The sequence below is a fragment of the Rhodococcus sp. WWJCD1 genome, from assembly GCF_002258735.1.
Taxonomy (GTDB): Bacteria; Actinomycetota; Actinomycetes; order Mycobacteriales; family Mycobacteriaceae; genus Rhodococcoides.
In genome coordinates this window covers 25,267-51,408 of record NZ_NOXY01000007.1, presented here as the reverse complement: position 1 = coordinate 51,408, position 26,142 = coordinate 25,267, and the positions used below count along the sequence as shown (strand labels likewise).

At 64.8% G+C, this 26,142-nt stretch carries 27 protein-coding genes, 3 tRNA genes and 2 riboswitches; of the genes, 12 read left to right on the top strand and 18 right to left on the bottom strand.

The genetic code is table 11. The annotated features are described in order from the left end of the window. Positions 1 to 66: 66 nt before the first annotated feature. Complete coding sequence (locus CH286_RS04045) at positions 67 to 1,320, bottom strand: lipase family protein (RefSeq protein ID WP_094608422.1); 1,254 nt, start codon at positions 1,318 to 1,320, stop codon at positions 67 to 69. A 671-nt stretch (positions 1,321 to 1,991) separates the two neighbouring features. Between CH286_RS04045 and CH286_RS04040 the strand changes: the two genes are divergently transcribed. From CH286_RS04040 to CH286_RS28005, 6 genes are all read left to right on the top strand, one after another. After that, a complete protein-coding gene (locus CH286_RS04040; protein ID WP_032377441.1) occupies positions 1,992 to 2,660 on the top strand; it encodes a TetR/AcrR family transcriptional regulator in 669 nt (222 codons plus the stop codon). Positions 2,661 to 2,739: 79 nt separating this feature from the next. Next, a tRNA-Glu gene (locus CH286_RS04035) sits at positions 2,740 to 2,812 on the top strand. A 124-nt stretch (positions 2,813 to 2,936) separates the two neighbouring features. Further along, positions 2,937 to 3,010, top strand: a tRNA-Asp gene (locus tag CH286_RS04030). Positions 3,011 to 3,066: 56 nt separating this feature from the next. Next, positions 3,067 to 3,143: transfer RNA gene (locus CH286_RS04025), tRNA-Phe, on the top strand. A gap of 117 nt (positions 3,144 to 3,260) precedes the next feature. Continuing rightward, positions 3,261 to 3,830, top strand: a complete 570-nt coding sequence (locus CH286_RS04020) for a DUF6584 family protein (RefSeq protein ID WP_094608421.1) — start codon at positions 3,261 to 3,263, stop codon at positions 3,828 to 3,830. An 83-nt stretch (positions 3,831 to 3,913) separates the two neighbouring features. Beyond that, the gene (locus tag CH286_RS28005) at positions 3,914 to 4,216 is read left to right on the top strand and encodes a hypothetical protein (RefSeq protein ID WP_032377439.1); all 303 of its coding nucleotides are present in this window, start codon (positions 3,914 to 3,916) and stop codon (positions 4,214 to 4,216) included. 14 nt (positions 4,217 to 4,230) lie between these two features. Here CH286_RS28005 and CH286_RS04010 read toward each other — a convergent pair whose 3' ends face one another. Further along, a complete protein-coding gene (locus CH286_RS04010; protein WP_032404421.1) occupies positions 4,231 to 4,530 on the bottom strand; it encodes an ANTAR domain-containing protein in 300 nt (99 codons plus the stop codon). A 90-nt stretch (positions 4,531 to 4,620) separates the two neighbouring features. Continuing rightward, complete coding sequence (locus CH286_RS04005) at positions 4,621 to 5,205, bottom strand: helix-turn-helix domain-containing protein (RefSeq protein ID WP_032377437.1); 585 nt, start codon at positions 5,203 to 5,205, stop codon at positions 4,621 to 4,623. A gap of 90 nt (positions 5,206 to 5,295) precedes the next feature. Here CH286_RS04005 and CH286_RS04000 point away from each other — a divergent pair, with 90 nt between their 5' ends. Next, positions 5,296 to 6,414 (top strand): hypothetical protein, encoded by a 1,119-nt coding sequence (locus tag CH286_RS04000; protein ID WP_255182560.1) that lies wholly within the window; start codon positions 5,296 to 5,298, stop codon positions 6,412 to 6,414. Here the strand turns inward: CH286_RS04000 and CH286_RS03995 are convergent. The 6 genes from CH286_RS03995 to metE form a co-directional block, all read right to left on the bottom strand. Beyond that, on the bottom strand, positions 6,341 to 7,258 hold the full coding sequence (locus tag CH286_RS03995) for a pseudouridine synthase (protein ID WP_037154942.1): 918 nt from the start codon (positions 7,256 to 7,258) through the stop codon (positions 6,341 to 6,343). The genes CH286_RS04000 and CH286_RS03995 overlap by 74 nt on opposite strands. Before the next feature lie 89 nt (positions 7,259 to 7,347). Then, positions 7,348 to 8,343, bottom strand: a complete 996-nt coding sequence (locus tag CH286_RS03990) for an NADP-dependent oxidoreductase (protein WP_037154945.1) — start codon at positions 8,341 to 8,343, stop codon at positions 7,348 to 7,350. A gap of 11 nt (positions 8,344 to 8,354) precedes the next feature. Next, positions 8,355 to 8,780, bottom strand: a complete 426-nt coding sequence (locus CH286_RS03985) for an organic hydroperoxide resistance protein (RefSeq protein ID WP_032377436.1) — start codon at positions 8,778 to 8,780, stop codon at positions 8,355 to 8,357. Then, the gene (locus tag CH286_RS03980; protein WP_094608420.1) at positions 8,777 to 9,235 is read right to left on the bottom strand and encodes a MarR family winged helix-turn-helix transcriptional regulator; all 459 of its coding nucleotides are present in this window, start codon (positions 9,233 to 9,235) and stop codon (positions 8,777 to 8,779) included. The genes CH286_RS03985 and CH286_RS03980 overlap by 4 nt, the downstream gene beginning before the upstream one ends. Before the next feature lie 97 nt (positions 9,236 to 9,332). Beyond that, on the bottom strand, positions 9,333 to 10,379 hold the full coding sequence (locus tag CH286_RS03975) for an ABC transporter substrate-binding protein (protein WP_094608419.1): 1,047 nt from the start codon (positions 10,377 to 10,379) through the stop codon (positions 9,333 to 9,335). A gap of 107 nt (positions 10,380 to 10,486) precedes the next feature. Beyond that, a complete protein-coding gene (metE, locus tag CH286_RS03970) occupies positions 10,487 to 12,742 on the bottom strand; it encodes a 5-methyltetrahydropteroyltriglutamate--homocysteine S-methyltransferase (protein WP_094608418.1) in 2,256 nt (751 codons plus the stop codon). A 128-nt stretch (positions 12,743 to 12,870) separates the two neighbouring features. Next, positions 12,871 to 13,081: riboswitch (cobalamin riboswitch) on the bottom strand. Between the two features lie 237 nt (positions 13,082 to 13,318). Here metE and CH286_RS03965 point away from each other — a divergent pair. Beyond that, complete coding sequence (locus CH286_RS03965) at positions 13,319 to 14,410, top strand: 3-deoxy-7-phosphoheptulonate synthase (RefSeq protein WP_094608417.1); 1,092 nt, start codon at positions 13,319 to 13,321, stop codon at positions 14,408 to 14,410. Here CH286_RS03965 and CH286_RS03960 read toward each other — a convergent pair. Next, the gene (locus CH286_RS03960; protein ID WP_032404933.1) at positions 14,407 to 15,027 is read right to left on the bottom strand and encodes an alpha-ketoglutarate-dependent dioxygenase AlkB; all 621 of its coding nucleotides are present in this window, start codon (positions 15,025 to 15,027) and stop codon (positions 14,407 to 14,409) included. The genes CH286_RS03965 and CH286_RS03960 overlap by 4 nt on opposite strands. Positions 15,028 to 15,085: 58 nt before the next feature. Here CH286_RS03960 and CH286_RS03955 point away from each other — a divergent pair, with 58 nt between their 5' ends. Beyond that, positions 15,086 to 15,511 carry a VOC family protein gene (locus CH286_RS03955; RefSeq protein ID WP_094608439.1) on the top strand — a complete coding sequence of 142 codons (426 nt, stop codon included), beginning with the start codon at positions 15,086 to 15,088 and terminating at the stop codon, positions 15,509 to 15,511. On the opposite strand, the gene CH286_RS03950 is transcribed toward CH286_RS03955, so the two are convergent. Both CH286_RS03950 and CH286_RS03945 read right to left on the bottom strand, forming a co-directional pair. Continuing rightward, positions 15,504 to 16,529, bottom strand: coding sequence for an AraC family transcriptional regulator (locus CH286_RS03950; RefSeq protein ID WP_037154954.1), 1,026 nt, complete (start codon positions 16,527 to 16,529; stop codon positions 15,504 to 15,506). The two genes, CH286_RS03955 and CH286_RS03950, sit on opposite strands and share 8 nt — an antisense overlap. Next, positions 16,526 to 17,698 carry a pyridoxal phosphate-dependent aminotransferase gene (locus CH286_RS03945; protein ID WP_094608416.1) on the bottom strand — a complete coding sequence of 391 codons (1,173 nt, stop codon included), beginning with the start codon at positions 17,696 to 17,698 and terminating at the stop codon, positions 16,526 to 16,528. Before CH286_RS03945 ends, CH286_RS03950 begins: the two co-directional genes overlap by 4 nt. Positions 17,699 to 17,760: 62 nt before the next feature. Here CH286_RS03945 and CH286_RS03940 point away from each other — a divergent pair, with 62 nt between their 5' ends. Beyond that, positions 17,761 to 18,747 carry an LLM class F420-dependent oxidoreductase gene (locus tag CH286_RS03940; RefSeq protein WP_094608415.1) on the top strand — a complete coding sequence of 329 codons (987 nt, stop codon included), beginning with the start codon at positions 17,761 to 17,763 and terminating at the stop codon, positions 18,745 to 18,747. On the opposite strand, the gene CH286_RS03935 is transcribed toward CH286_RS03940, so the two are convergent. The 3 genes from CH286_RS03935 to CH286_RS03925 form a co-directional block, all read right to left on the bottom strand. Further along, positions 18,728 to 19,417 (bottom strand): DUF3239 domain-containing protein, encoded by a 690-nt coding sequence (locus CH286_RS03935; RefSeq protein ID WP_037154960.1) that lies wholly within the window; start codon positions 19,415 to 19,417, stop codon positions 18,728 to 18,730. The two genes, CH286_RS03940 and CH286_RS03935, sit on opposite strands and share 20 nt — an antisense overlap. A 39-nt stretch (positions 19,418 to 19,456) precedes the next feature. Beyond that, on the bottom strand, positions 19,457 to 21,112 hold the full coding sequence (locus tag CH286_RS03930) for a DNA repair helicase XPB (protein WP_032378320.1): 1,656 nt from the start codon (positions 21,110 to 21,112) through the stop codon (positions 19,457 to 19,459). An 89-nt stretch (positions 21,113 to 21,201) separates the two neighbouring features. Then, positions 21,202 to 23,493 (bottom strand): helicase-associated domain-containing protein, encoded by a 2,292-nt coding sequence (locus tag CH286_RS03925; RefSeq protein WP_094608414.1) that lies wholly within the window; start codon positions 23,491 to 23,493, stop codon positions 21,202 to 21,204. Positions 23,494 to 23,554: 61 nt separating this feature from the next. On the opposite strand from CH286_RS03925, the gene CH286_RS03920 reads away from it, so the two are divergent. Continuing rightward, entirely contained in the window at positions 23,555 to 23,743 is a 189-nt protein-coding gene (locus CH286_RS03920) for a hypothetical protein (protein WP_032395857.1), read from the top strand. Positions 23,744 to 23,822: 79 nt separating this feature from the next. On the opposite strand, the gene CH286_RS03915 is transcribed toward CH286_RS03920, so the two are convergent. The 3 genes from CH286_RS03915 to CH286_RS03905 all read right to left on the bottom strand — a co-directional run bounded on the left by CH286_RS03915 (position 23,823) and on the right by CH286_RS03905 (position 25,532). Further along, complete coding sequence (locus tag CH286_RS03915; protein ID WP_032377425.1) at positions 23,823 to 24,434, bottom strand: transglycosylase family protein; 612 nt, start codon at positions 24,432 to 24,434, stop codon at positions 23,823 to 23,825. An 8-nt stretch (positions 24,435 to 24,442) separates the two neighbouring features. Then, positions 24,443 to 24,644, bottom strand: a riboswitch (cyclic di-AMP (ydaO/yuaA leader). Between the two features lie 276 nt (positions 24,645 to 24,920). Next, positions 24,921 to 25,295: a YccF domain-containing protein gene (locus CH286_RS03910; RefSeq protein ID WP_032377424.1), complete on the bottom strand. Its 375-nt coding sequence runs from the start codon at positions 25,293 to 25,295 to the stop codon at positions 24,921 to 24,923. Between the two features lie 3 nt (positions 25,296 to 25,298). Continuing rightward, the gene (locus CH286_RS03905; protein ID WP_032404930.1) at positions 25,299 to 25,532 is read right to left on the bottom strand and encodes a hypothetical protein; all 234 of its coding nucleotides are present in this window, start codon (positions 25,530 to 25,532) and stop codon (positions 25,299 to 25,301) included. 188 nt (positions 25,533 to 25,720) lie between these two features. On the opposite strand from CH286_RS03905, the gene CH286_RS03900 reads away from it, so the two are divergent. Next, a complete protein-coding gene (locus CH286_RS03900; protein WP_008719325.1) occupies positions 25,721 to 26,137 on the top strand; it encodes a cold-shock protein in 417 nt (138 codons plus the stop codon). Positions 26,138 to 26,142 lie beyond the last annotated feature (5 nt).

Below are 26,142 nucleotides of genomic sequence, written 5' to 3'. Positions count from 1 at the left end.
CGGCTCGAAAGTGTAACGGGCCGCGCAGCGCCGACGGCATGTACCCCCGACACTGCTACCGATGGGTCAGCGTCCGAAGCTGCTGCACCCGCTCGGCGCAGGAATGCCGGCCAGACGATCGTCGATCCAGGCGAACGCACCGGGTATTCCGGTCACCGCGACGACGAGATGCTCGCCGACGTATTCCTCCAATCGGACGCTCGCGCCGTCGGCGCACCACTCGTCGTACAGGTTCTCGGCCCCTTCCGCGGGTATCCAGAACTCTTGCTGCCCGTGATAGATGAAGACGGGGACGGTCGGTGTCCTGTCTCCACCCATGCGTGTCGACGCGATGATCTGCTCGGCGATCGGCGTCCGATCCACGTCCGGAATGTCCGAAAGAGCCTGTGCTGGAATGGGAGCCACCAGGCCTCCCGGGGCGGTGAGATAGATGCACATGTCCTTGGCGATGGTGGCCAGGCGCAGACCGTTGGCGTTCATCAACGAGAACATCTCGGGATACTCTCGGGCGACTCCGAGCGTGGCCGACAGGAACAGTGTGGAGCCCACCGTTCCGTTGAGCGAGTGCAGCAGAATGCGGTAATCGGTGGGTGCACCGCCGAACGCCACGCCGACGAGATTCACGTCCGGGGCGTAGGTGGGAGCCAGCTGCGCGGCCCATCCGGAGGCGATGGCACCCCCGGAATATCCCGTCGCGGCGATCGGAGACTCTGCAGGCAAGCCCAGCTCGGGCAGTTTCACCATCGCGCGGAGGGCGTCCAGGATGGCGTGGCCCGCCATCGGTCCCGCCGCATATCCCTGCCGCGGCCCCTGATGATCGGTGACGACGACGGCGTAGTTCTTCGCAAGGAACGACTGCACCGGAACGATCTCCGGCGCGATTCCGCGAGGGAGGGTCCACGACGGGGCGCAGGTGTTTCCGAGTGAGTCGATGGCCATGTTGTACGCCACTACCGGCCGGCTCCCGGGTCCCGTCCACGGTGCCGAGGGCACGATGATCGTGGTGACACCCGCGACCGGCCGATCCTTGGAATCGTTGGTGCGGAACAGGATTTGCGTCGACCTGACGGGGGTGAACAGCGGCCCGACGGTGACGGGTCGGGTTGCCAGGACGGACCCGGGTGGTTGCTGTTCGTAGCCGGCGGGCGGATCGAACCAGGGCTCGCCGAGCGGGGTGGGCAAGTAGAGGGCAGGGTCGGGAACGGGGGCCACGAAGTTGCCGAAGGGGTCTGCGATCGCCGTGCTGGTCGTCGGGATCAGCAGAAGCGAGACGGCGAAAAGTGTTGTCATGGAACGAAATATTCGGACCGATCCCCTCATGGCGCGCACTCGTTTCCGATAGGCAGAGCCGGATGTGTGATGCAGCTCACAGTAAGCCGATGCGATCGCGAGGGATGTGCGATATGGCGAAAGTGTCGAAAACGTTATCTGCTGGTCTCTTCGATATCGATTATCCAACTTGACATTTGACCGTAGTCGACAAACTGGTGTGCGTAAGGCACTGGTGTGCAATAGATTTGACACGCTAACGAGATTGGCGAACCAATTGATCTCGAGACTTGTTATGGGCAAATATAATTCGGCTTTCAACTGAAAGCGAGGCAGGTGCCCGAGACTGTCGGGCAACGCGTCGACGGTTTCGTTCTCTAGGTGTCGATCGGGCGATGCGCGCGCTTTCGGCCTCGGATCCGGTGACGGCACGGGTGGTCGCGGTAGAGGTGCGGCGCGGTGGAGGTGTGATGAGGACAGGTGGTTGTCGATGGGTGGTACCCCGGTAGTGAAGCGGCTCGAGTGCGCACCCCCTGCAGCGCACTCGAGCCGCGCAGACCATACCATCAGGCTTGTTTTGGTTGCCTAATCAAATTTTCTGTCGGCGGTGCCCGTCGAACCGAACCGCTGGTGAGTCGACTCGTGTGTCGTTCGGGTGAAGTACTCTCTATCTGTACTACCTGTGGATACGCAGGGCGCTTGGGCTCGGAGGCACGAAGTAAATGGCACAACAGGAGCGCGCACGGCGGACCCGGGCGGCCATCGTAGAGGCGGCGGCGGCGGAATTCGCCAAGCGTGGATACGCAGCAGCATCCGTCAACACCATCTTGGAAGGCTCGAACGCCACCAAGGGTGCGATGTATTTCCATTTCCAATCCAAGGAGGATCTGGCCAGAGCGGTGCTCGCGGCCGGGTTGGATCGGTATGTGGCGATAACGGAGAAGTGGGCCGACACCACCGCACACCCCTTCTATGTCATCCGGGGCATCGTGGACGACATAGCGCAGAACTTCCAGAACGACGTGATCGTGCGTGCCGAGTTCCGGCTGATAGTCGAGCCCGAGTTCTACGCCGAGGTGCATTCCGGCGGCGGTCGAGTATGGGGAGCGCAGGGTCACAAGCAGGCCGAGCGTGCTCTGGCGATGGGGGACCTCAAGCCGGAGTTCGACGCGGCCAAGTTCGTCCGCGTGCTCGCTGCGTCGATGGCAGGCCAGCGCTACATGTCCGATCTGGTGGCCGACAACGCGGATCTGCGCGAGCGGTTCGAGGAGTCCGTCGAGGTCGTTCTCCTGGCCATGGCGTCCGAGCGTTGGCTCGCGGAATTCAAACTGCACGGGTGGGAGCACTACGGCGAAAACTGCGCGAAAACCACCTCTGACCTGCCGGTTTGAGATTTACAACGAAAGTGTCCTAAGCTATCCCAGCTCCCAACGGAACGCCGTTGAGGGTAACGTCGAAGCAGTTCGGCGGGCCCCCTTCGTCTAGCGGCCTAGGACGCCGCCCTTTCAAGGCGGTAGCGCGGGTTCGAATCCCGTAGGGGGTACGTAGGAAGAGATCGGTTTGACAACCCGGTCGGCAGTACAGCAGTCTTCGTCTCGCTCTTCACGAGGTGCGGATTTGCAGTTCGGAGAGTTACTGCGCTAGAAATAGCGCGGCAACAACAGCAAGGCCCTGTGGCGCAGTTGGTTAGCGCGCCGCCCTGTCACGGCGGAGGTCGCGGGTTCGAGTCCCGTCAGGGTCGCAACATCGGTGCGAAATCACCGACATTGCGATGGCATTGTTTTACCGGTGCCGCCCGGCCAGGTAGCTCAGTTGGTACGAGCGTCCGCCTGAAAAGCGGAAGGTCGCCGGTTCGATCCCGGCCCTGGCCACCACGGTTTTGGATCGACATGCACGATGAAAGCCCCTTCCGGCATCCGGGAGGGGCTTTTTTGTGGTCACGACGCCTCCGTGCCGAGACGACAGCACTCGTCGAGCGATATGGTCGACGCGTGGACGTGATCGATCGAGCGCAAGAGGATCTGGCGCGTGGAGACACCATCGGTGCTCGGGATCGGCTCGTTCGCGCCCTGCATCGGAACCCGGCCTCGCCGGGCATTCTAGAACTGCTCGCGTACACCCATCTTGTGCTCGGCGACCGCGCGGCCGCAGGCGCAGCTTGGTTCCTCACCGACAAATCCGACGACGATCCAACGGCGTCGGCTGCATTCGCCGCACTGCAGAGGCAGTACCGGTCACCGTTGGCCCTGGCCGAGGCTCTTCCCATCCACGCGCCCTCGGACTGGTATCCGGGCCGGGCTCGGGTCCGCCTCGAACGACTCGAGGCCGCCGTCGAAGCCAACGGTCAGCGCTGGGTGCCGCCGCGTGACGTCGTCTACTTCGACGAGGACGGACTGAACTCCGACGACTTCTACGGCTCGGACGGCGATCAGGACGACTCGGACTACGACCGCGCAGGGTCGAGTTACCGAACGGTGCGGCAGCGCGCGATCGCGGCGACCATCGTCATCGCCATTGCTGCCACCTCGGCATCGGTGGTCCTGGCGCTCGTCTTCGGCTGATGCCGGTTCACGGACGAACTATCCGACGCCGGGCGTAGAGTCGCGAAAGAATTTCCGGCCGACGATCGAGGGTGACGAGTTTCATGGGCACAGCGAACGGCGCGCCGTCACCGGCTCCGCGAGACGACAACTATGCCGTCAACCTCGAACAGGCGAGGGTCTTCGCCCGAGGATTGGCCGAACACATCCAGACGTGCTCGGCGTCCATCGAAAGCGCACAGTCCAAGGCATTTCGAGCACGCGCGGACCGCGCAGAATCCCGAGCCCGAGCGTTCGAGTCCGAGGCGTCGACGCTCCGGGCCGAGCTCTACGAGATGTATCGCCACATCGATGCGATGACGGCCCGGTTTCCGGAACTGCGCACCGACCCGGCTGTGCGCGGTTAACCGGTCTGCGTGGGTCAGACCGCCGCGGAATCGGTGACCGAGCCGAACGTAGCCTCGGCACCGCGTCGGCCGAGGGCCGAGCCCCACACCGCGTACACAGCATCGGTGGTCGAGGATCGCTCGATATCGCGGCCCTCGGCGACGGTGATGAGCGTGCGGGAGAGCTCGAACAGACTGACCCGATGATTTCTCGCGGTCGTGAACAGCTCGTCGATGGCGTCGGCAACGGATCCACCGTGGATGCCGATGAGCACTCCGGTTGCGATGTCCACGTGGGTGCGAGATGCAGGCGATTCGGGAAGTCTGTCGGTCATCTTTTTCCTCGAGATGGTGTGGTCGGTGCGGATGACCGAAGCGGATCCTGGCGTCGAGCGGGCTTCACTGTCTCACACCGACATGACATTTCATACCGTCGGTTTCGCCCGCACGTGCATCCGCTCGCCCTGGGGTCCGAACAGGCTCAGCAGCTCCACCGGCCGGTTCCCGACGGCACCGAACCAGTGCGGTACCCGGGTGTCGAATTCTGCTGCCTCACCGGGTTTCATCGTCAGATCGTGCTCGCCGAGAATCAGCCGCAGGGTGCCGTCGAGCACGTAGAGCCACTCGTACCCCTCGTGCGTTCTGGGGCGAGGCTCGGAGTCCTCGGGTCGGACCAGAAGTTTGTAGGCCTGCAGTCCGCCCGGGCGCAGAGTCAGGGGAAGAATTGTCACGTGTTCGCGTACGGTGGCCGTCGTACGCACCCGAGGGTCGGCGACAGGCGGCGCGGTCACCAGATCGTCGAGCGCCATCTGATGGGCCCGGGCTATCGGCCACAGGAGTTCCAGGCTCGGTTTGCGGTCGCCGGATTCGAGACGTGAGAGCGTGCTGATCGAGATTCCCGTGGTCTCGGACAGTGACGCCAGGGTGGTGTTCTTCTCCATCCTGATGCGTTTGAGGCGGGGACCGAGGCCCGCGATGACCTCGTCGAGGCTTGCCGCTGCTTCCTTCATCCTTGTATTGCAGTTTCAGCAAACGAATTTGTCAAGTCTCGCAGGGGTAAAACTACCCGTGGACGGCGGCGGACGGCACATACTCGCTTCATGACCGCTCGTGCTGGGCGCGTAGGACGTAGGGGCGTGATTCGTGACGCCTACGGTAGCCCCGCGTCCGAGGCCTTCATGGTCGTGGCCATTGCGACCATTCTGATCACCAGGGCGTACCTGGAGGCGACCCACTACCCCCAGGTCGGTGGCAAGTCGCTGCACATCGCGCACGCCCTGTACGGCGGCGCTGCGATGATGTTGGCTCTGCTGGTCGGGTGGATGTTCATCGGGTTCGGCGTTCGAGTGTTCACCGTGCTGCTCGGCGGTGTCGGGTTCGGGTTGTTTCTCGACGAGGTGGGCAAGTTCGTCACCAAGGACAACGACTACTTCTACGGCCCGTCCTCGGAAATCATGTACGTCCTGGTGGTCCTGCTGTTGGTGTTCAGCAGGATCGTTCGCGAGTTCCGTCGGCCCTCTCGGGGCGAGTCGCTGGCCAACGCGGCTGCGATCGCCGCCGATGGCGTCGGGCACGGACTCCCCGATCACCGCCGCGACTGGGCGCTGCGGATGCTCGTGCGGGCCGAGGCGGAGGGAGCCGATCCGGACACCGTGACCGGCATCAGGATGGTGCTCGGCACCTGTGGTCGGTCGACGTCACGCACCCATTCCTTGCGTCAGTTCGTTCCCCGGCTGATCCCGGCGTTCTTCACCAGTGCCCGGTGGGTTCCCGTCGTCGGCTGGGGGCTGGTTCTGATCTCCGGTGCAGGCGTCGTGTTCGGGATCGTCGAACTCGTTCTCGGAGACCTGCACATCGATCGCCGAGACCTGACGATCGACGTCGACGGAATGGGCATCGCCAGCGGAATCCTGTTCGTCAGTGCGTGCATCACGTTCGCCTCGGCGCTCCCGGCGATGCTGCGCTTGCGGAAGGACGGTCCGCTCTGGCCGCTGCGCACCCTCCGCGTGTCGGCGTTGATCTTCACCTTGCTCAACGCGTTGGTGGATTTTGCCCAGGAGGGTTTCACCGCGCTGGGGAACGTGGCGATCGGACTGTTCGCGCTCGCGGTCATCTCGCATCGCATCACGGTGCGCACCACCGAGATCATGGAGAACTCGGTTGTGCTGCAGGAGGATCGAGACTCCGATTGCTCTCGAACCGTCGGATCAGACCAGTGAGGGGATCGACGAATTCGATCGAACGGGCCAGCAGCCGGAGCGGATCGGAGTAGTCGTCGCCGGCGACCTCACGGAACGAGGGATAGAAGTTGTCGCCGACGATCGGAATACCCAACGAGCACAGATGAACCCGAAGTTGATGCGTCTTCCCGGTACGGGGGTGCAGTCGATACAGGCCATAGGACCCAACGGTGTCGATCAGGTCCACGAGTGTCTCGGCATTGGGTTCGCCAGGTACCTCCACGGCCTGAAGAACGCCGCGCTCCTTGACGATTCGACTGCGCACCGTCAACGGGAACCGGAGTTCGTGAGCGAGTGGGGCGATCGCCTCGTACTGCTTGGTGATGGTGCGTTGAGCGAACAGCTCCTGGTACGGCCGGCGAGCCTGCTGACGCACGGTGAACACCAGAACCCCCGCGGTGAGCCTGTCCAGACGGTGCGCCGGGCTCAGCTCGGGCAGGTCGAATCGGCGTCGGAGCAGAACGAGGGCCGAGCGAGCGACGTATGCGCCGCGCGGAGTGGTGGCCAGAAAATGCGGCTTGTCGACCACCAGTAGATTCTCGTCGCGATGGAGGACGTCGAGGGAGAACGGAACTGTCGGCTCCACCGGCGGGTCGCGGTAGAGGTAGATGTCCGCACGTGGCCTCGCGACCGTCGCCGAATCGATGGGTATGCCTGCCGCGTCGACGATTTCGCCGCCCGCCACCTTCTCGGTCAGCCTCGCCGCGTCCTGCGGAAACCGTGCACACAGGTACTCGAGCACGGTGGCCCCGGTTGCGATCTCGGGCATCCGGACCCGAGTGGGGTCGAGGCCGTCGCGCAACGGCAGGGGAGCGGCGGGCATGGTCACGACTGTAATCGGTCGACATGGAAACACCCCGGCCGGAAATTCCGGCCGGGGTGTGGTCTGCGGTGGAACCGTTCGGGTCCGACCTAGATGGTGACGACCATCTTGCCGGTGTTCTCGCCCTTCATCAGACCGATGAACGCCGAGGGAGCGTTGTCGAGACCGTCGACGACCGTCTCGTCGAATTCGATGGCACCGCTGCCCAGCCACTCGGTCATCTTCGTGCGGAACTCCTCGGTGACGTGCGCGTAGGAGCCGACGATGAAGCCCTTGAGCGTCAGCTCCTTGCCGATCGCCAGCGCGAGGTTGCGCGGAGCGGGAGTCGGCTCGGTGGAGTTGTACTGAGCGATGGCTCCGCACATGGCAATTCGGCCGTACTTGTTCATCGAACCGATGGCGGCTTCGAGGTGCTCGCCGCCGACGTTGTCGAAGTACACATCGATGCCGTCCGGTGCCGCCGTGCGGAGCTGCTCGGCAACCGGGCCGTCGTGGTAATCGAATGCTGCGTCGAAACCGAGCTCGAGCAGGCGGGCGACCTTGGCGGGAGATCCGGCACTGCCGATGACGCGGGAAGCGCCGAGCGCCTTGGCGATCTGGCCGACGAGTGACCCGACTGCTCCGGCAGCGCCGGAGACGAAGACGACGTCACCCTCCTTGAACGAGGCGACTTCGGTCAGCCCGGCGTACGCCGTCGTTCCGGTCATTCCCAGTGCGCTCAGGTAGGCGGATGCTTTCGCGGCCGAGAGGTCGACCTTGCTCGCTCCCTTGCCCGGGACGATGGCGAGATCGCGCCAGCCCTTGCCGTGCAGAACCGCGTCGCCCACCGCGAAGCCCTCGGCCTTGGACTCGACGATCTCGCCGACGGCACCGCCGTCGAGCGGGGCGTCGATCTGGAACGGCGGGACGTAGGACTTCACGTCGTTCATCCGACCACGCATGTACGGATCGACCGACATCACGATGTTGCGGACGAGGATCTGCCCGTCCGCGAGCTCGGGGAGATCGACGACCTCCGCGCGAAAGTTGTCTTCGGTCGGCCAGCCTTGTGGGCGGGACGCGAGGTGAATTTCGTGTGCCTTCATGGTGTTTCCTCTTACTCGTCTTCGGTGACTGTGACGGTGACGTCGATGTTGCCGCGGGTGGCGTTGGAGTACGGGCACACCTGATGGGCCTTGTCGGCCAGGGCCTGCGCGTCGTCGCGGCTCAGGTTCGGCAGCGTCACCTCGAGGGTGACGGCGAGCTGGAAGCCGCCTGCGTCGTTGGGGCCGATGTCGACACGAGCGCCGACGGCCGAATCGGTGACGTCGGCCTTGTCCTGGCGCGCCACCATCTGCAGTGCGGAATGGAAGCACGCGGCATAGCCGGCGGCGAAGAGCTGCTCGGGGTTGGTGCCGTTGCCGCTGCCGCCCATGGCCTCCGGGATGGCGAGGTCGAGATCGAGACGTCCGTCGGAGGTGCGGGCGTGGCCATTGCGGCCCTCTCCGGTCGCGAGGGCTTCGGCGGTGTAGATGGTCTTCATGATTCTCCTTCTGTCGTGCTCGAATCGGGTTGATGCAGAGCGCTCGTCAATGCGTCGAGCGCTTCTTTGAGTCTGACGAGATCGTCGATTCCCATGCCGGTCTTCTCGGCCAGCTTGCGCGGGATGTCGAGTGCCTTGGCGCGCATGGCGCTTCCGGTCTCGGTGAGGTGGATCTCGACGCGGCGTTCGTCGGTGCTCAACCGTCGACGCTCGATGAAACCGAGGCCTTCGAGTCTCTTGAGCATCGGTGAGAGAGTGCCGGTGTCCAGGTCGAGTTCGGCGCAGATCTCCTTGACACCGCGCCCGTCCTTCTCCCACAGCACCAGCAGCACGAGGTACTGCGGATACGTGACGCCGAGCTCGTCGAGCATCGGGCGATACACCGCGGTCGTAGCCCGCGATGCGGAGTACAGCGCGAAGCACACCTGACGGTCGAGTGCGAGTTCGTTGGTCACGTCAAGAACAGTAGTGCACGGTTAAGTTGCGCGCAACCTATCTCGCCGAGGTGCATGGAACTTCGTAGTGGGCTACGAAGTTCCATGCACATGGGGGTCAGCTCTGCAGGGCGCTCTTCAGGCCGTCGAGCACGATCGTTGCCGCAGTCGGGCCTGCATTGAGGTACCACGGGTCGTCGTCGACGCGCACGATGTGGTTCTCGGTGGCTGCGCTCATGCCGGTCCAGAGCGGGTTGGTGGTGTACGACGCGGCGCTCGAATCGGCTCCCGCGTCCTGGCTCGATACGAACACCCAGTCGGCGTTCGCGAGCTGAATTTCCTCCTCGCTGAAGTCCTGCGAGGTCTTGTCGAACTGCTGACTTTGCGGCCGTGCCAGACCGGCGTCCCAGGCGATGTAACCGGCGAACGAGGGTACGCCGAACACTCGCGCCCGATCCGCGGTGAAGCGGACGAACGAAACCGTAGGGGTGCCGCTGGTGCCGGCAACCGAGTTACCCAGTGCCGCAGCGTCGGAGGTGAAGGTGTCGATGAAGGTCTGCGCCTGCTCGGTTCGGCCCAACGCGTCGGCGAGCAACAGGAAGTCCTGCTTCCAGTTCACTCCGGTGCCTTCGGTGAGCACGGTCGGCGCGATGGTCGACAGCGTCGGGTAGATGTCCTCGGAGCCGGTCTTGTTCGCCAGGATGAGGTCGGGTTCGATGGCGGCGATGGCCTCGATGTCGACGTCCTGTCGATTACCCACATTCACGAATTGCGTCATCCGGTCCGCGTACTGGGGGAACGAGAAGCTGATGTAATCGGGCACCAGTTCGGCTCCGTCGCCGTACGCGACTCCGGTCGGTACGACGCCCAGTGTGAGGGCTGCGTCGAGCTGACCGGTGGCGATGACGACGACCTTCTTCGGTTCGGCGGGGATCTCGGTGGAGCCGCCGAAGTGGCCGACGGTGCGTGGGAACACTCCGTCGGCCGCTCCCGAACCCATACCGTCGGGGATGCCTGTCGGTCCTGGTGCGTCCGTCACGGCGTCGACGGTGGCAGATTCTGCGCTGGTGGAGGGAGTGACGATCTGCTCGGCGGTGCCGCCGCAGGCGACAGTGGTCAGCGCGGTGACTGCGGCGATCGTGGTGGCCAGGAGTAGACGTTTCACTTCGTTCTCTTTCACAGGACGGGCGTAGGCAGGTAAGCCTAGCCTGTACCTCGCGACCGAGGTGAGCGGAACTTCGTAGCAGGGGTCGAAGTTCCGCTCACCTGGGGTCAGCGCAGCGCGGCCGCCGCCTGCACCATGTTTCTCAACGACCGCTCCACCTCGGCCACCCCGCGGGTCTTGAGTCCGCAGTCGGGATTGACCCAGAGTCTTTCGGCAGGAACGGCTTTCAATGCCGCACGTAGCGATTCGGTGATCTCGTCGACGCTCGGCACCCGCGGTGAATGGATATCGTAGACGCCGGGGCCGACACCGAGGTCGAATCCGACGGAGTTCAGGTCGTCGAGTACCTCCATGTGCGAGCGGGCCGCCTCGATCGACGTCACGTCGGCGTCCAGGTCGACGATCGCGTCGATGATCTCACCAAACTCCGAGTAGCACAGATGCGTGTGAATCTGAGTGTCGTCGGACACCCCGGATGTCGAGATCTTGAACGATCGCACGGCCCACTCCAGGTACGCCGTTGTATCTTTCGAGCGCAGCGGGAGAAGCTCACGAAGGGCAGGTTCGTCCACCTGGACGATGCGAATCCCCGCTCCCTCCAGATCGATCGTCTCGTCGCGAATCGCCAGGGCGATCTGGGCTGCGGATTCGGCCAACGGTATGTCGTCTCGGACGAACGACCACGCGAGAATCGTCACCGGGCCGGTGAGCATGCCTTTGACCGGCTTGTCGGTGAGCGACTGCGCATACTCGGACCAGTGCACGGTCATCGGTTTCGGACGCGAGACGTCGCCGTACAGAATCGGCGGTCGGACGCATCGAGATCCGTACGACTGGACCCAGCCGTTCGACGTGGCCGCGAAGCCACTGAGCTGCTCGGCGAAGTACTGCACCATGTCGTTTCTCTCGGGTTCGCCGTGGACCAGCACGTCGAGGCCGATGTTCTCTTGCAGTGCAACGACATCGGCGATCTCGGATTGCATCCGGGACACGTATTCGGCGTCGTCGATCTCACCGGTGCGCAGGGCTGCCCGAGCGAGTCGAATCTGCGTGGTCTGCGGATACGAACCGATGGTGGTCGTCGGCAACGACGGCAAGTCCAGTCGCACAGCCTGAGCCCGGCGGCGTTCCTCGGCCGGGGTGCGGTCGACGGTAATTCCCGCTTCGAGACGTGCCCGAACGGCCGCGTCGTGCAGACGAGGGTCGGTGCGACGAGTCTCGAAAGCAGTCCTGGCCTGCTCGAGCTCGGACGACACCGATGCGGTCCCATGTCGTAGTGCCCGGGCGAGGACGGACACCTCGGCAACCTTCTCGGCACCGAAGGCCAACCAGGATCGGAGCGGATCGACGATGTCGGTTTCTCCGTCGAGGGTGTACGGAACATGCAGCAGCGAGCACGAACTCGACACCGCAAGCGTGCCGGCACTACCCAACAGGCTCGCCAAGGTTGCCAGCGCCTTGTCGAGATCCGACCGCCAGATGTTGCGCCCGTCCACGACGCCCGCGACTATGTGCTTGCTCGCGAGCGCAGGTACCACGGCAACGTGCTCCACGGTGCCCGGCACCGTCAGATCGATCGACAATCCCTCGATGCCGGTCGACGCGAGCACGGGCAGTACGGCACCGAGGTCACCGAAGTACGACGCCAGCAATATGGCAGGCCTCGTCGACACCGCGCTCAGGTAGTCGTAAGCCTTCTTCGCACAGTCGATCTCGCTCTGGGTGCGATCGGCCACGAGCGCAGGTTCGTCGAGCTGGACCCACTCCGCCCCGGCATCGGCGAGGTTGGTCAGCAGCTCCGCGTACAGCGGCAGAATCTCGTCGAGGCGGTCCAGTAGCGGGGCGCTGCTGCCGACTGCCTTCGACAGCAACAGGAACGTCACCGGTCCTAGGACGACCGGTCGAGCCGGGACATCGAGCGCGCGAGCTTCTTCGAGCTCGGCGAGCACCTTCTCGGGGTGCAGGGAAAAGGTTGTCGCGGGGGAGATTTCGGGCACGAGGTAGTGGTAGTTGGTGTCGAACCACTTGGTCATCTCGAGTGGTGCGACGGTCTCGTTGCCTCGGGCGGCGGCGAAACAGCGGTCCAGCTCGCTGTCGATGCTCCGAACCCGCTCGGGTAGTGCACCGAGCATGACCGCGGTGTCGAGCACGTGGTCGTAGTACGAAAAGGTGTTCACCGGAACGGAATCGAGTCCGGCGGCGACGAGTTCTCGCCAGGTGTTCTCGCGCAATGTCCGCGCAACGGATTCGAGTGCGGGTGCGTCGAGCGTTCCGGCCCAGTAGGATTCGACAGCTTTCTTCAGTTCTCGGTTCGGTCCGATACGGGCCGAACCGAGCACGGTGGCGGTGAATTCGATACTCACGGTAGTTCTCCAGGTGACTGCTGCATCGATGGCGCACCGCCTTCTCGGGCGCGCATCCCGGAGAGCCCCACGAGCAGCCGTACCAGGGTTACGCGCCCATTCCACGAGGCGGTGAACCGCTGCGCACGGCGTGCACAGCACAGACGGCAGGTATTCGGACTCGCGGGCACGTGGACGAAGAGCCCACTCCTACTGGCCGTCGCTTCCCGAAGAGGCCTCTTCAGTGCTGTTGACGGCGGTCGTTCCTGCATACCGCTGCGGGACAGTCCCGGATTCTCACCGGGTTCCCTCTCACGACGCGCCGGAACTTCCGCGCATCGCTTCGGCGCCGTGGTGAACTTCGGGGCTCCTCATGACCACCTGGCGAACCGACTGCAGGGACGAGCATAGATGCATCGTCGGCGCGTCTGTTACGGTGCTCTCCATGCAGCGCACGTATTTCTGGTTTAGCAGGCCGGCCCCGGGTGGGTCAGCCAGCGACGCCATGCGCTGACCTCCACCCCACGAGCCGGATACAGACCGGCTCGAAGTGCGCGTGGAGCATGCTGAGTCGGCCTGGGAACAGGAAACCCTCTCATGACGCTCTCTCTGGACACCCCGTCACTCGATGATCAACGGACGATCAGTATCAGTCCGCTGGTTGCGCCGTCGGTGTTGCGCCGCGAACATGCCGTGGACGACGCGATCTCCGCGACGGTCCGCTCCGGACGCTCCGGCGTGGTCGACATTCTCGACGGCCGCGACGATCGACTGATCGTCGTCGTCGGCCCGTGTTCGGTGCACGACACCGATGCTGCCCTCGATTACGCGCGGCGCCTCGCTGCCACGGCAGCCGAACTGGGCGATCGACTGCACATCGTCATGCGGGTCTACTTCGAGAAGCCCCGGACGACGCTGGGATGGAAAGGACTGATCAACGATCCGCACCTCGACGGCAGCTTCGACATCAATTCCGGACTACGGGTGGGACGCCAACTGCTGCTCGATATTTCGGCGCTCGGCCTGCCTGTCGGATGCGAGTTCCTCGACCCGATCACTCCGCAGTACATCGCAGATCTGGTGAGCTACGGCGCGATCGGTGCACGGACCGCTGCGAGCCAGGTTCACCGCCAGCTGTGCAGTGCGCTGTCGATGCCGGTGGGGATCAAGAACTCCACCGAGGGCGACGTCCAGGTGGCGGTCGACGGCACCCGCGCCGCCGCGGCGAGCCATGTCTTCCCCGGAACCGATCTGGACGGCCAGGCAGCGCTCGTTCGGACCGTCGGAAACCCGGACTGCCACGTCATTCTCCGCGGGGGCGTCGACGGACCGAACTACGATGCCGAATCGGTCGCAGATACCGTGGCGCGCCTGCGTAAGTCGGGTCTGCCGGAGCGCGTCGTCATCGACGCCAGTCACGGCAACAGCCGCAAGGACCACAACAAGCAGGTCGACGTGGTCACCGACGTGGCAGGCCGAGTCGCAGCAGGCGAACACGGCATCGTCGGGCTCATGCTCGAAAGCTTCCTGGTGGCGGGGCGTCAGGATCTCGAACTCGGCCACCGCGACGACCTGGTGTACGGGCAGTCGATCACCGATGCCTGCCTCGACTGGGACACCACGGCAACACAATTGAACGTGCTGGCTGCGGCGGTCGAGGATCGGCGGAACTCCCGAACCGCTCGTTAACGAACCCCGCGCGGTCGGAACTGCACGCTGATGCGTGGGCCGATCGCGCGGGTGGACTTGGGAATCGCATGCTCCCACGTGCGCTGACACGAGCCTCCCATCACCACCAGATCGCCGTGCCCGAGCGTGAACTTGAGCGACGTACCGCCGCCGCGAGGCCGAAGCATGAGTTGTCTTGTCGCACCGAGTGAGACGATCGCCACCATGGTGTCCTCGGTCGCGCTGCGGCCGATGTTGTCGCCGTGCCAGGCGACGCTGTCGGAGCCGTTGCGGTAGTAGCACAGCCCTGCGGTGGCGAACGACTCACCGAGTTCGGCGCGGTAGTGGTCGTCGAGCGCGTCACGCGCCTCGTACAGTGCCGTGTGCGGCCAACGCTCGCGTTCGGCGTAGAAGCGGACCAGGCGTGGCACATCGACTACACGGTCGTACATCTGCCTGCGTTCGGCGCGCCAATCGACGTCGGTCACCAGCGAGTCGAAGAGACGGGTATCGGACAACCAGCCCGGGCGCACGTCGATCCAGGCACCGAGCGTCAGCTCTCGTCGGGTGACGGACTGCAGCGACCCGACGCCACCGTCGTCGTCACCGAACAACGAGCCTTGCATCGCGAGCGACATGCATCGACTGTATCGAACAGGTGTTCCCATTTCCACTGTGCGGCGGTATCTTCGTCGCATGGGCTATCGATTTCAGGTCGTCGTGGACAGTGCCAACCCTCATGCGCTGGCGAAATGGTGGGCACAGACGCTGGGTTGGCAGTCCGAACCCAGCAACGAGGACTTCATTCGCGAGATGGTCGCTGCGGGTCATGCTCGCGAGGAGGACACGACCACCTTCGAGGGCGTTCTGGTGTGGCAGGCGGGCGCGGGAATCGTCGATCCCGACTCACCCGGCTCCCCGCGGGTGCTGTTCCAGTCGGTAGCCGAGCCGAAATCGGTGAAGAATCGGTTGCACCTCGACATCCGCGTCGGTGACGAGCGTGAGTCGGTGGTGACGGAACTCGAAGCGCGGGGTGCGGCGGTACTTCATCGGGGAACTCAGGGTCCCAGCGTCTGGATCACCATGACCGACCCCGAGGGCAACGAATTCTGCGTCAGCTGAGACGGTACGAGCCGGGGGTCTGACCGGTCCAGCGCTTGAAGGCACGGCGGAACGCGCTGGGCTCGGAGAAGCCCAGACGAGCCGAGATGTCGTCGACACTGTCGCCGCGGCTCAACCCGGAAATCGCTGCATCGCGCAGCACTTCTTCGCGCAGTTGGTTGATCGAGGTGCCCTCCTGCCGAAGCACACGTCGAAGGTGCGGCGGGCTGATGTTGAGCATCGCCGCGATGTCCTCGGTTCCCGGTGCGCCGCCTTTGAACCCGGTTTCGAGCGCCCGGCGAACCTGGCTCGACGCGGTGCTGTCGTAGTCTCGGGACGAGAACAGCAGATTGGGTGACTCGGCCAGATACTCGGCGAGGGTCTCCTCGGTCTGCACTATCGGTGCTCGCATCACCGCGCTGTCGAATTCCAGTGTGGCACGGTCGGTTCCGAACTCGACATGCGTCCCGAAGATGGAGTCGTACATCTTGCCGGCCTCGGGCCCGGGAAGCGGGTACGGCAGTTGCACCGACAGCAGTTTGACGCGGTTGCCGATGAGCCACGCCGCGAATCGGTGCAGCAGAATCAACAGGAAGTCGGTGAGCAAGCGTTCGGCGAGGGCGTTGGCTTCCGGGCTCAGATGAGTGGTGGGCGTGACGTGCACCGTCAACACCGTGGAGTCCTCGGTGCGGTCCAATGTCATGGGGCGAACCGGAATCAGCACCCGCATGGTCTCGGACATCCTGATCAGAGCCGCCCAGAGGTTCTCCGAATGAATCAGGGTCTGGCAGATCACGCGAAAGCTGCCGCGCCGCACCGGTACTGCGGCAAGGCCGAACAACTCGTCGCCGGTCATCGCCCAGACGGCCTGGGTGAAGGCAGTGACTTGGCGGGTGGTCAGCCGTTCCGCCGGGTTCCCGAGAATGGTGGGCCCGATCCCGGCCATCGACAACGGGTAGGTCAAGTCCATCCCGCCGCTCGTTGCGAGGTCGACGGCCTGTCGGACGAAATACGCCGGGATCGTCGGTTGCGGAGTCACAATCTCCGTAACCTCTCGGCTGCGTCGGCGAGTACCTCGTCCTGCTTGCAGAAAGCGAAGCGTACCAACGACTTCCAGGGAGCTGGTTCGTCCACGAAGGCCGTGACCGGAACCGCTGCGACGCCCACCAGATCCGGCAGGGAGCGGCAGAATTCGTACGCGTCCCCACGCCCGATGGGCGCGACGTCGGCACACACGAAATATGTTCCCGCGCTGTACTTCACGTCCGCGCCTGCGGCGTCGAGTGCAGCCGAGAGCGTGTCCCGCTTGCGCTGCAGGCCGTCGCGCATCGAGGCGATCCATGGCTGCTCGTGCTCGAGGGCATAGGCGACGGCAGGTTGGAAAGGGGTACCGCCGACGAAGCTCATGAATTGTTTGGCGGCGCGCACGGCATCGATCAAGTGGGCCGGGCCCAGCGCCCAGCCCGTCTTCCACCCCGTTGCGTTGAAGGTTTTCGCCGCACTCGAGACGGTGACGGTGCGCTCGAACATCCCCGGCAGTGTCGCGATCGGCGTGTGCACTGTGCCGTCGAAGGTCAGGTGCTCGTAGACCTCGTCGGTGAGGACGAGCAGGTCGTGTTCGACGGCGATCTCGGCGATGCGGATCATGGTGGCGCGGTCGAAGACGGTACCGGTGGGGTTGTGCGGGGAGTTGACGATGAGCATGCGTGTTCGGGGACCGACGGCACGATCGAGGGCCTCGGTGTCGACCGTCCACCCGTTGCCGTCGGGAACCAGCGGCACGGCGGTACGGGTCGCTCCGGCAAGGGCAATGGCGGCCGCGTAGGAGTCGTAGAACGGCTCGATCAGCAGCACCTCGTCGCCCGGCTCGATCAGGCCGAGCAGTGATGCCGAGATCGCCTCGGTGGCACCGACGGTGATCAGTACCTGCGAGTCGGGGTCGTAGTGCAGCCCGAATCGCCGTTCCCGGTCGGCGGCGACGGCGCTGCGTAGCACCGGCATACCGGGGCCGGGGGAGTACTGATTGAGTCCGTTCGCGATGGCCTCACGTGCGGCCTCGAGCATGGCAGGCGGCCCGTCGGTATCGGGAAAGCCCTGACCGAGGTTGACGGCATTCTTGGCCACCGCGAGGGCGGTCATTTCGGCGAATATCGTCGATGCGAACGGGCGCAGGCGCGCCACGGTGCGCGAGGGCGGCATCTCGGACATTCGTCCAGCGTAGTTCACCGGCCGGAACCGGTCTTTCGCCCTGCGTCTGTACTGTGCCTGTCATGCGATTCGGATTGTTCGTTCCACAGGGGTGGCGCCTGGATCTGGTCGGTATCGACCCCGCCCGGCACTGGAATGTGCTGCGTGACCACGCGCTCGCCGCCGAGGCCGGTCCCTGGGAGTCCCTGTGGGTGTACGACCACTTCCACACAGTTCCCACCGCAACCGACGAGGCGACCCACGAGGCATGGTCGCTGATGTCCGCACTGGCCGCGAGCACCTCCCGGATCAGGCTGGGGCAGATGTGCACTGCGATGTCGTACCGCAACCCGGCCTACCTCGCCAAAGTTGCTGCCACGGTGGACATCTTTTCCGGCGGACGCGTCGAGATGGGCATCGGCGGCGGCTGGCACGAGCACGAGTTCCGCGCCTACGGCTACGGGTTTCCCTCTCCGGGTGAACGATTGGGTCGGCTCGACGAGGGCGTGCAGATCTTCAAGCAGGCATGGACGACCGGCGAGGTGTTCCTCGACGGAAAGCACTACCAGATCGACGGTGCCGTGGTGCGGCCGCTGCCGCTGCAGGAGGGTGGAATCCCGCTGTGGATCGCGGGCGGGGGCGAGAAGGTCACTCTGAAGATCGCCGCGAAGTACGCCAACTACACCAACTTCGATGGAACCCCCACCGGATTCGCCGCCAAATCGGCTCTGCTGCGCGAGCATTGCTCCACCGTGGGTACCGACTTCGACGCCATCGTCCGCTCGGCGAACTACAACGTCGTCATCGCGGCGACCGAGTCGGAAGTGGAAGACAAGCTACGCGCCCTGGAGAGTCGGCTCACCGATTACGTGGGTGCGGACAAAGCCGAAGGAGCCCTGACGGCGTTCCGCGGCATGCCGGCCGTCGGAACCCCGGAACAGATCGTCGACAATCTGACGGCGCTGCAGGAGCAGGGGATGACGTACGGAATCTTCTACTTCCCGGAAGCTGCCTACGATCGCTCCGGAATCGAACTCTTCGAGCGCGAGGTCATCCCGGCTCTCCCGTAGCTCGTCTCAGGTCGTCGGGAAGATCTGCCGGGTCGATGAGCAACTGTTGGTTCTTTGCCTTGCGTACCTTCTCGGACAAGCCGATGTTCGCGTGCAACAGCGCCCACTCGCCCTCGGTGATCTCGTCGGTTGCGCGCGCGAGAACCGTGGTATCGGGAGTGCCCCAGGCGATGGGCATCGCCGAGACCAACTGCCACGTTCGCCCGCCCGTGTTCGCGCCTCGGTCGGCGAGAACCGACACCGAGGGCACCTTCGCTCCCCGCTCCATCGCGTGGCCGGGCAGGGCTCGCACGACCCGGGTGATCAACACGTAGTGCGGATCTTCGACACCCGGCTTCGCGATGTCGACCAAGGCCAGCAACAGCGCTCCGCCAGGTAGTTTCTCGGCCACCATCGCAGGAACCAGATCGCCTGCAGCATATTGCGATTCGATGGACCCCATCTTGCGCGGTGCCCACAGCATCACCCACAGTGAGGTGGCCGCACCGATGCAGAACACGGCACCGAGGATGTACGACCACGGGGTTGCGATCCAGATGAACCACACCCCCAGGGCAGTCAGGATAACGGCAGTGAGCGCCGCCGAGGCGCGCAGCCGGCGAAGCTCGGTGAACGTCTCGTTCACCGACTTCGCGTGGGCTACGTCTACTGGGAACTGGAATCGGCGCACACAACTATTCCTAGCACGCCGCCCATGCCGACAGAAGCGTCAGATCGCCGGACCGAGCAAGTCGTCCGCGTCGGTGATGCGGTACGCGTACCCCTGCTCGGCCAGGAAACGCTGACGGTGCGCGGCGTACTCGGCGTCGAGAGTGTCGCGCGACACCACCGAGTAGAAATGGGCCTGACCGCCGTCGTGCTTGGGTCGGAGCAGTCGGCCCAGTCGCTGCGCCTCCTCCTGTCTCGATCCGAATGTGCCCGAAACCTGTACTGCGACAGATGCTTCGGGTAGATCGATCGAGAAGTTCGCCACCTTGCTCACCACGAGCGTCTGAATCTCGCCCTTGCGGAACGCGTCGAACAGCACTTCACGTTCCTTGTTCTTGGTCGAACCCTGAATGACCGGAGCGTTCAGGGCCTCACCGAGCTCGTTCAACTGGTCGAGGTACGCGCCGATCACCAGCGTCGGAGCGTCCTGGTGTTTGGCGAGGATCGACTTCACGACGGCGATCTTGGTATGAGCCGTCGAGCACAGCTTGTAGCGCTCTTCGGGTTCGGCCACGGCATACGACATGCGCTCGGCATCGGTGAGAGTGACGCGAACCTCGATGCACTCCGCCGGTGCGATCCACCCCTGCGCCTCGATGTCCTTCCACGGCGCGTCGTATCGCTTCGGGCCGATGAGCGAGAAGACGTCACCCTCGCGACCGTCCTCGCGGACGAGCGTTGCAGTAAGACCGAGACGTCGACGCGACTGCAGATCTGCCGTCATGCGAAACACCGGGGCGGGGAGCAGGTGGACCTCGTCGTAGATCACCAGACCCCAGTCGCGGGAATCGAACAGTTCCAGGTGCTTGTATTCACCCTTGGTGCGACGCGTGATCACCTGGTACGTGGCGATTGTCACAGGGCGAATCTCTTTGCGCTCTCCCGAATACTCGCCGATCTCCTCCTCGGTGAGCGAGGTGCGCGCGATCAGCTCGCGCTTCCACTGCCGACCGGCGACGGTGTTGGTGACCAGAATCAGTGTGGTGGCCTTGGCTCGTGCCATCGCCGCTGCGCCGACCATCGTCTTGCCCGCGCCACACGGCAGTACGACGACGCCCGAGCCTCCGGCCCAGAACGAATCCGCCGCCATCTCCTGGTAGTCGCGCAGTGTCCACTTGCCGCCCTCGGTGTCGAGTTCGATGGGGTGAGCTTCGCCGTCCACGTATCCGGCGAGGTCCTCGGCAGGCCAGCCGATCTTGAGCAGCATCTGCTTGAGGTGGCCGCGCTCGCTGGGATGGACGATGACGGTGTCCTCGTCCACCATGGCACCGAGCATCGGCGCAATCTTCTTGTGGCGCATCACTTCTGTGAGCACAGCACGGTCGAGACTGATCAGGGCCAGGCCGTGGATCGGGCTCTTGACCAACTGCAGTCGGCCGTAGCGTGCCATGGTGTCGACGATGTCGACCAGCAGCGGCTGCGGCACCGCGTAACGCGAGAAGTTCACCAGCGCGTCGACCACCTGCTCGGCGTCGTGGCCCGCAGCGCGCGCGTTCCACAAAGCCAGCGGGGTGATGCGATAGGTGTGCACGTGCTCGGGGGCACGTTCGAGCTCCGCGAACGGTGCGATGGCCGCCCGCGCTGCACCCGCGAGTTCGTGATCGATCTCGAGCAACAGCGTTTTGTCGGACTGAACGATCAGCGGGCCGTCGGTCACGGTTCCTCCTAGAGACTTCCGCCGCGCCCGAAAGAGCGCAACTTCTCCATTGTCCACAGGTAGGGGCGCGCGTGCACGTGAGCGTCGAACTACTCGACCAGAGCGACCGACGTTATGCGATGCAGGGTGAAGCGGCGAACCCCTCCGGTAGCGGGATCGAAGGCGTCGAGTTGGCCGCCGCCGATGCTGATCGGATCGACGATCCGGTGGGTCGCGACACCCTGTGCATCGACGTAGCCGATGCTGACGCTGCGTTTGACCTTGGCTGCGGTCTGCAACAGCGTCATCGTCGCGGTGCTGCTGGCGCGAGACCCGTCGGCGCGCACCACCGCACCGCCGTTGCCTGCCGCCCGGTCGGCCGCGCGCATCCCACGCACCAACGAACCCAGCTGTTCCTCGGTGGGAACAGCCGGAGTTCGGAACGTCTGGCGTGGCCGCCGCGCCGATACCCGCGACCCGCGGGCGCGCAGATCGACGATGGTTCCGGACGAGTCCTCACCTGCAGGCGCGAAACCGGCCCCGGCCAGCACCGTGAGCACCTCGGCGAGCGGGGCCTGCGAGATCGCGACGGTCGGGGCGAGGGCTCGAAGGGCCAGCGATTCCGCCGCCGGGGACGCCATCACCTCCGCCAGCAACGCCGGATCCTCGCATCGGACGAACGACGCGGCGACGCCTGCCCGCAGCCGACCGTGTCGACGCGCCACGTCGTCGATGAGATAGGTCAAGGCCTGCGGCACCGGTGTGCGTGAGTGGGTCGCGAACAACGCGTGCAGCTCGGACGCGCTCAGTCCCACATCGAGGGCGCGTCGCAGGCTCGTGTCGCTGATCCGGTACATCGTCGCTGCGCCTGCGGATTCGACGTCGGCGACCAGTTCGATCCGATCGTGCAGGTCCGGCTCGAGCGGACCGGGTGCCACCAGCGTGAGGTCTGCCTGCACCAGGACGTAGTCGATGGGCTCGGGCAGGGCCGCGCGCATGTCGGCCTCGGCGTTGCCGTCGTGCAGCAGCGAGCGTCCCGGGGTCGACATCGCTCCGCGGCCGACGATTCCCAGCGCGGTTGCTTCGGCGATGACGTGTCCGACGGGTGTGACGCCGAAGCGTCCGGACCATCGGGGACGACGCCACGCCAGGATCCGGGCGAGATCCGCAGGCTGGGCCGAGTGTCCGCTGCCGAGTTCGGTGAGCAGTTCCAGGATCATCCGTCGATCCCGCGGTGCTGCCGGAGAGCGAACTTCCTCGGACAGGGCGGCGATGGGCTTGTCGTTGGGGTCGCGCATACCGATGACCCACGGCGCCCGCGGCACCTCGAGCCAGGCGGAGGCGAGCGTGTGCCAGCGGGCCGCCGGGGCAGCGGTGAGCCAGGCATCGACCGCCGGTGTGGGAGCCCAGTAGTCGTCGCCGGTGTCGGATGCGGGAACCGGGTCCGGTGTTCCGCTGGAGATCAGATGCGCTGCCGCCAGCAGTTCGACGAGGATGCTGACTCGGTCGTCGTCGAGGCCGGTCGCCTTGGTGATCTTGCGGAGCTCGCGCACGCCGAGTCCGCCTGCCTTGAGAGCAGGAGCAGGCGACGCGGAGAGGGCTTCGATGATCAGGACGCAGTGCCTACCCAATTCGAGGGCCTCGCCTGCGGCAGCGGCATCGACGTCGTTGAGCGACTGTGTCGTGGTGGCGAGCTTCGGCTCGGCGAGCGACCGTGGATCGGACATCGGCTCGCCGCGCAGAATCTGCCCCACCTGGACGGGCAGTTCGACGGTTTGCTCGTCCAGCCAGATCAGCAGGCCGGCGGCGAGCAGCTTCTGGACCGGCCGGTCGGGCGGAGTGCCCGGTGCCGCGTCTCGGGTGCGGCCGGTCGGGGACGATCTGGCGAGGGTGTCGAGCAGATTGCGTTCCCCCTCGCCAAGTTCGGCGAGAGCTGCGGTGATGTGCGACTCGGTGAGATTGTCGACCGGATCGAGCGCGCGTCCGATGCGCCACGGCACGGCGTCCGCGGCGGTCGCGCTGATCCGGAGGCCGGACGCGTCGCCCCACACCAGCAACCGCTCGCGGAGCTGGGCCAGCGCCTTGTCGACGCTCTTGGCCGGTGCCCGTTTGGCCACGACGGCCAGTAGTGCGGTGCGAGTGACCGGCCGTTCGTAGGCCTCCTCGATGGCGAGGATCTCGAGGACGGTCAAGGCGAGTGTGTCGAGGGTGTCCGCGGTGTGCAGAATCGACCGTCGCTGCTCGGCCCGTCCGGCGAGTACGGCCAGGGAGGCGGGCGGCGGAGCGGTCAGATCCGGACGCAGCGACATGGCCTTGATCAGCTCGGCGTCGGAGCGAGCTGCGATCCACTGCGGTAGATCGGGGGGCGTGTCGGTGTGTCGAGGCACAGTCGTGTCGGTCATCGTCTATCAGATTAGAGACCTGGGCTGGTGCTCGCCGCAGTGCAGGTGTCAAAATAGGCGCATGGTGAACAAGTCGAAGAAGCCCTATGTCGATCCAGGCTGGCCGGACACCGCTCGCGGTGACCACGCGGTGACCGAACTCTCGTCCGCTCGATCGGGTGGCTTGTCGCCCTTCGGCGAGGACACGGAGTTCCCGCTGCCCGTCGAAGACCTGCCGTACGCGCATCCGGTGACCGTGGTCAACCGCTAGCAAAGGCCACGCAGTACCGAAAAAGCCCCCGACGATGTCGGGGGCTTTTTTCGTACGAGATGCGAACCGTCGCGGGCGCTTACTGGGGCAGGAATGCCTTGTTGGCCTGGTAGAAGTTCACGACCTGCGGATCGAGCTGAATGCCCTGCGCTGCGTTCTGGACGAACGAGGCGATCGCCGGATCGTTGGTGAGGTTCTGGACGGCGGTGACGATGCCGTTGACGACCTCGGCCGAGCTGTCGACTGCCGGGATGGACGACAGGTCGGGAAGTGCGGGAACTTCCGGTGCCTTGGGGGTGACCGGAACGCTGCGCTCGGTCGGCGCGCTGCTCAGGCCGAGGCTCGAGGAGCAGGACGGCCATGCGCCCCAGCCCTGCGAGTCGAGGACCTTCTCGGCGACTGCGATCTGCTCTTCGCGGCTGGCCTGGTTGGCCGTGGCTGCGTACTGCTGGCCGCCGTGTGCGTTCCAGGTGCTGGGGGAGAACTGCAACCCGCCCTGGAAGCCGTTGCCGGTGTTGATGCCCCAGTTGCCGCCGGCTTCACACTGTGCAAGGCGATCCCAGTCGGAATCCGGTGCCGCGTTCGCGGTGCCGGTGAAGGCGATGCCCGCGGTGCCCATGATGGCTCCGGTGACAGCAACCTTCGCGACGGTCTTGCCAGTGGTGCTCGGCTTGCGATGACGTCCGCTCATACGAGTTGAAATCCTCTCCACACGCGCCTGCGAGGTCAGCTGTCGGGTTCGGGCTGAGAGGTAGCCCGGCCTTTTCACTCATTCGTCTCGAATGGGCAATTGGGCTTCACCCCAAGGGAAGTCGGTGCAACTTCGTGAGTTGCGACAACTTCCCGGTTGTCCGTGGAGGACGTGGGTCCCCCGTCCTCGTCCCCTGGGTGATCGTCGAGGGTGTTCCGGTATCCGCGGGACGAGGTTTGGCGCTGCGGACCGGAGTTCGGCCGAACTTTCCGGCCGCTGCTGACCGTACTGAAATTCCCGGCTTACGTCACTATTTGGTAACTGTCGATTTCGCGGCGTCGTCCCGAGCACATTTCGTACCTCTTTCGGGCCTCTCGCGTCCGCCCAGCTAGTGGGCGTTGCGGGCAGTGAACCCCGGTCCGTTGCCGGCCTGTTACCTCAGCGTTATGTGATGGAAGTCACAGGTAGCGAGAGTCGTCCGGAAAGTCACCGAACGGCAACGATGTCTTTGCCGAGGGGCATCAGAGATACGGGGATCAACTTCAGGTTCGCGATCGCGAGTGGAATGCCGATGATGGTGATCGCCATTGCGACAGCGGTGACCACATGAGTGAGCGCCAACCACCAGCCGGCGAGGATCAACCAGAGCACGTTCCCGACGAGCGCACCGGACCCGGACCCTGGCTTGTCGACGATCGTCGACCCGAACGGCCACAGTGCGTACACACCGATACGGAACGACGCGATGCCGAACGGGATGGTCACGATCAGGATGCACAGCAGAAGGCCTGCGAAGAAGTAACCGATGGCCAGCCACAGCCCACCGAAGACCAGCCAGATGATGTTCAGGATCAATCGCATGATCTACCGAGCCCGCCGTCCGGACGCCAGCGCGTACACCAAAGCCAGTACGAACCCGGCCGGTGCCGAGAACATGGCCGTCAGATACAGGCTCAGCGGGGGCTTGGAGTCGGAGAAGATCGGAAACAGCAGGATCGCGACGATGGCGACGAGGCCTATCGCGAACAGTGCGAGCGCGATGCGCAGCAGAACGGTGCTGCTCTTACGGGTCCTGCTTTGTCCATGTGTCGTGTCCACGTGCACCACGGTAGTGCGAAGTGCGGGGTGCGAAGAACTCGAATGCTTCATCGGTACTCACCGCGCTAGACTGGTGTATTCGCGTCCTACGTTTTCGTGGGGCGCGAAATTTGTGCAGACCGCAGGTCCGAACATCGGGCCGGCGGACAACGAAACGACCGACAGCAACAGATGAACGGGTGAGCTCAGTGCCGACCGGCAAGGTGAAGTGGTACGACGTCGACAAGGGATTCGGATTCCTCTCTCAGGAGGAAGGCGAGGACGTCTACGTGCGTTCGTCGGCGTTGCCGGAGGGCGTCGAGGGCCTCAAAGCCGGTCAGCGCGTCGAGTTCGGAATGGCCGCGGGCCGTCGCGGACCACAGGCGCTGAGCTTGAAGGTGCTCGAGCCTGCACCGTCGGTGCGGCAGAACACCGGCAGCACGCGCCGTGAGCCCGTCGAGCGCAAGCACACACCCGACGAGCTGCACGGGATGGTCGAGGACATGATCACACTGCTCGAGGCGACGGTGCAGCCCGAACTTCGTAAGGGGAAGTACCCGGATCGCAAGATCGCGCAGCGAATCTCCGAGGTCGTTCGGGCCGTCGCCCGTGAGCTCGACAGCTGACATCC